The sequence below is a fragment of the Accumulibacter sp. genome, from assembly GCF_016789985.1.
Taxonomy (GTDB): domain Bacteria; phylum Pseudomonadota; class Gammaproteobacteria; order Burkholderiales; family Rhodocyclaceae; genus Accumulibacter.
The window spans coordinates 1-4,389 of sequence record NZ_JAEUOL010000152.1; the positions used below are offsets into that span (position 1 = coordinate 1).

At 65.7% G+C, this 4,389-nt stretch carries 4 protein-coding genes and 1 pseudogene; all 5 read left to right on the top strand.

Going from position 1 to position 4,389, the window contains the following annotated elements; genetic code table 11:
• The coding region (gene glcE / locus JNK99_RS08665; RefSeq protein ID WP_291851464.1) for a glycolate oxidase subunit GlcE at positions 1-934 on the top strand (934 nt) is incomplete at its 5' end.
• Positions 935-947: 13 nt separating this feature from the next.
• A complete protein-coding gene (glcF, locus tag JNK99_RS08670; protein WP_291851467.1) occupies positions 948-2,201 on the top strand; it encodes a glycolate oxidase subunit GlcF in 1,254 nt (417 codons plus the stop codon).
• Positions 2,202-2,231: 30 nt separating this feature from the next.
• Positions 2,232-3,587, top strand: a complete 1,356-nt coding sequence (locus tag JNK99_RS08675) for an AMP-binding protein (RefSeq protein WP_291851469.1) — start codon at positions 2,232-2,234, stop codon at positions 3,585-3,587.
• A gap of 200 nt (positions 3,588-3,787) precedes the next feature.
• Positions 3,788-4,090 carry a hypothetical protein gene (locus JNK99_RS08680; RefSeq protein WP_291851472.1) on the top strand — a complete coding sequence of 101 codons (303 nt, stop codon included), beginning with the start codon at positions 3,788-3,790 and terminating at the stop codon, positions 4,088-4,090.
• Between the two features lie 110 nt (positions 4,091-4,200).
• Positions 4,201-4,389: pseudogene (locus JNK99_RS08685) on the top strand (serine/threonine-protein phosphatase); the annotation flags it as partial.

A 4,389-nucleotide genomic window follows, 5' to 3' on the forward strand; every position in this document is an offset into this window, starting at 1 on the left:
CGGCCTGCGCGGTATCGTTGCCTACGAGCCGACCGAGCTGGTGGTTACCGTGCGTGCCGGAACGCCGCTCGCCGAACTGGCCGGGACACTGGCCGGAAAAGGCCAGTGGCTGGCTTTCGAGCCGCCGCATTGCGGTCCGGCAGCAACGGTTGGCGGCATGCTGGCGAGCGGCCTGTCGGGTCCGCGCCGGCAGGCGGTCGGCGCACTGCGCGACTTCGTCCTCGGCGTCAAACTGCTGGACGGCCGTGGCGAGGTCCTGTCCTTCGGCGGTCAGGTGATGAAGAACGTCGCCGGCTACGATGTGCCGCGCCTGATTGCCGGCAGCCTTGGCACGCTTGGCATCGTCCTCGAAGTGTCGCTCAAGGTGCTGCCGCAGCCGGTGGCCGAAAAGAGTCTGCGCTTTGCCTTCGACGAAGCCTCGGCGCTTCGCCGGCTCAACGAGTGGGGTGGACGGCCACTGCCGATTTCGGCGTCGGCCTGGCACGACGGCGTGCTGACGTTGCGCCTCTCCGGGGCAGCAGCGGCAGTGGCGGCAGCACAGCGCAAGCTTGCCGGAGACCTGCTCGACGATGCCGAGGCGGCTACCTTCTGGGTATCGATCCGCGAGCAGCAGCACGCCTTCTTCGCCGGTGAAGAACCCCTCTGGCGTCTCGGACTGCCTTCGGTCGCAGAGCCGCAGGGACTGGGACCGACCCTGATCGAATGGGGTGGGGCGCAACGCTGGTTGCGCGGTGGCGACGCCGCAGAAATCCGTGCTGCAGCGGCAAAGGCCGGTGGGCATGCCACCCTGTTCCGTGGCGATGACGCCTTGAAGGTCTCGGTTGGCGTTTTCCAGCCGTTGTCCGGGTCGCTGGCCAGGATTCATCGCAATCTGAAACAGGCTTTCGACCCGCAGGGGGTTTTCAATCCCGGCCGGATGTACCCGGACCTATGAGAGTTCGCCGACCATGCAAACCAATCTAGCCGATTTCATCAAGGACACGGCGGCCGGGCGCGAGGCCGACGCGATTCTGCGCAGTTGCGTACATTGCGGCTTCTGCACTGCCACCTGTCCGACCTTCCAGTTGCTCGGCGACGAACTCGACGGCCCGCGCGGCCGCATCTATCTGATCAAGCAGATGCTCGAAGGGCAGCCGGTGAGCGACAAGACGCAGTTGCATCTGGACCGCTGTCTGAGCTGCCGTGCCTGCGAAACGACCTGTCCGTCGGGCGTCAGGTATCACCGGTTGCTCGACATCGGGCGCGAAGTCATCGAGCAGCGGGTACCCCGTTCCTTCGCCATGCGCGCGACGCGCTTCCTGCTCTGCGAAGCACTGCCGCGCAACTGGATCTTCAAGCCGGCGGTGCGCCTCGGCCAGATGATGCGGCCGCTGCTGCCACGAGTGTTGGCCGACAAGGTGCCGATGGCTGCCGGTGACGACACCCGACCGTGGCCGCAGCCGGCGAGGCATCGGCGCAAGATGATCGCCCTGGCCGGTTGCGTACAGCCGACCCTGACTCCCAACACCAATGCGGCGACCGCGCGCGTGCTCGACCGGCTCGGCATCGAACTGGTCGAGATGCCGGGCGCTGCCTGCTGCGGTGCCCTGCGCTATCATCTGCACGCCCAGGACAAGGCGCTCGATGACATGCGGCAGGTGATCGACGCCTGGTGGCCGGAAGTCGAGAGCGGCCGGGTTGAAGGGTTCGTGATGACCGCCTCGGGTTGCGGCGAGCATGTTCGGGTGTACGGTGAGTTGTTGAAGCACGATCCGCTTTATGCCGCCAAGGCGGCCCGTATTTCGGAACTGACGCGCGATGCCTGCGAAGTGCTGGCTGCCGAACAAGGTCGTCTGGTCGAACTGCTGCGCGAGCGCAACAATGGGCTCGGACAGCGGGTTGCCTTTCACTCGCCGTGCACGCTGCAACACGCGCAGAAGATTCGTGGCGTGGTTGAAACACTGCTCACTGCGGCCGGCTATCAGTTGACGCCGGTTGCTGACCCGCACCTGTGTTGCGGTTCGGCGGGCACCTATTCGATCAGCCAGCCCGTGCTCGCCACCCAACTGCGCGACAACAAGCTGGCAGCGATGAACGCCGGCTCACCGGCGGTGCTCGTCACCGCCAACATCGGCTGTCAGACACACCTGCAGAGTGGCAGCAGGATGCCGGTGCGGCACTGGATCGAACTGATCGACGAGCGGCTGAGCGCAGTCGTCTGAGAGGCGGTCGGGCGGAGAGAAGCGCGCAGCATGGAGATCGACCGTCGGGCGCCGAACTACGCCGAACTTTGCCGGACTTTCCGCTGGCAGGTTCCGGAACGCTACAACATCGCGCGCGACATCTGCGGCCGCTGGGCCGATGAACGCAGCCGCTTTGCCTTGTACTACGAGGAGGAGAGCGGTTTCACTTCGGCACACACCTTCTGGGACATCCAGCGTGAAGCCAATCGTCTCTCCAATGTGCTGGCGGCGCTGGGTACACTGGCTGGCGACCGGGTGGCCGTCGCGCTGCCGCAACGCCCGGAGGCGGCCATCGCGCATGTCGCAATCTACCAGATGGGGGCCATCGCCGTACCGCTGTCACCGCATTGCCGACCGGCGGCGCTCGAACATCGGCTGGGCGACTCGGCGGCGCATCTGGTCATCCTCGACCAGGTGGCGCAGCCGACACTGGCGCAAATCCACCAACGACTGCCGCAGTTGCGGCACGTCATCGGGGTCGCTGCGGCGGATGGCGCAGGGATCAAGCCCTGGGCCGAGGTGCTCGAGCATGCCTCACCACGCTACACCGCGCTGGAAACCGGCGCCAGCGATCCGGCAATCATCGTCTACCCGAGAACTGCGACAGGTGGCGGAGCCAAGGGCGTGGTGATGGCGCAGCGAACGTTACTTGGCAAACTGAGCGCTTACGTCTGCGCGCACGACTTCTTGCCGCAAGCGCGCGACCTCTTCTGGTCGCCGGCCGGCTGGGGATCGGCTGGCGGCCTGTGGAACGTGCTCTTGCCGACCTGGCACTTCGGCCTGCCCTTGCTGGCCTATAACGGTCGCTTCGAGGCAGCCAGGGTGTTCGACCTGATGGAACGCTATGGAGTGCGCAACAGCTTTCTTTCACCGGCCGAGCTGACGATGATGATGCAGGCGGTAGCGGACCCGAGAGCGATCTACGATCTCGATCTGCGTACTCTGGCGAGCGCGGGTGAGCCGCTGGGCGAGACCGTGTTGCACTGGGCGAGCGAGAAACTCGGCGTGACGATCAATCAGCTCTCTGCTCATGACGCAATGAGTGGCGTGTTTGGCGGCGGTGCTCCGCGCTGGCCGGCCAAGCCCGGGGCGATGGGCCGCGCCTTTCCGGGACACCGGGTGGCTGTGGTGGACGGTCAGGGCAAGGAACTGCCGCCGGGTGAAGTGGGCGAATTGGCGGTGCATCGTCAGTGCTGGGGCGAAGACGATCCGGTGGTCATGCTCGGTTACTGGCAGGACGCGGCGGTGACCGCCGGGGCCTTCGTCGGCGATGGCTGGGTACTGACCGGGGAGCTGGCGAGAATGGATGAAGAAGGCTATTTTTGGCAGGCTGCCCCGAAGAGGTGTGGGGCAGTGATCGCTTGAGCAGGGAGCGAGCGCTGCTTGCGGCAACGCTGGTCGCGGTCGACATGTCGTGGCAGATCGGGCGATATCCGGTACCCTGACCGGTCCCGAAAGCGATAGAATTCGTGGCCCGACGGCAGAGAGTCGGCAGCGGCAAGATTCAAGAGCGAGTGCGGCGCGAACCGGGGAAGTGGCTTTGCATGCCGCGGGAGGGTAAGTGAATGAGCGAACAGCGGGGGCAAGTAGCCGGCGGAACGCAGGAACGGCGGCAGAACCTTGTTCTGCGCGCCCTTTTTGACGACGCTTTCCTGATCATCGAGCCCTTCTTCGATCCCGAGCAGGGCTGGGCTGGCCAGCCACTCGAGCATCTCGCCCATCGCATCGTGCGGGAGAACTTTCCACAACTGAGTGCTGAAGAAGTGCACCTCATCGTGGTGGGTGCCCATCGCCTGTTCATCGAGCGCAATCCGGATCGCAGCGATCATCTGCCGCGGCCGGAGGATCTGCGGCGGGTGACGCTCTGAATCGCCCGGCAAGGCCGACTGTCCGCTTCCTCGCGCGGCGGCCGGTATCCCGTGCTGGGCGCTGCACAGCCGTGGCGACCGGGGGACTCGATCTTTGAAAGACTCGAGTAATGCCGATTTCAGTTGATGCCTGCGTTGCCCAGCATCAGGGTGACCGCCGCGAACAGCAGGACCGTGCGGCCATCCTGCCGCACCCGCGTGGCGGCGGGGTGGCCCTGGCAGTGGTGGCGGACGGCATGGGAGGGCATACCGGCGGGGTGATCGCAGCGCAGCAGGTGATCCACACCGCGCGCAACAAC

Excerpts from the sequence above, each read along its gene's own strand:
- JNK99_RS08680 (WP_291851472.1), top strand. The coding sequence starts at position 3,788 with ATGAGCGAACAGCGGGGGCAAGTAGCCGGCGGAACGCAGGAACGGCGG.
- JNK99_RS08675 (WP_291851469.1), top strand. The coding sequence starts at position 2,232 with ATGGAGATCGACCGTCGGGCGCCGAACTACGCCGAACTTTGCCGGACT.
- glcF (WP_291851467.1), top strand. The coding sequence starts at position 948 with ATGCAAACCAATCTAGCCGATTTCATCAAGGACACGGCGGCCGGGCGC.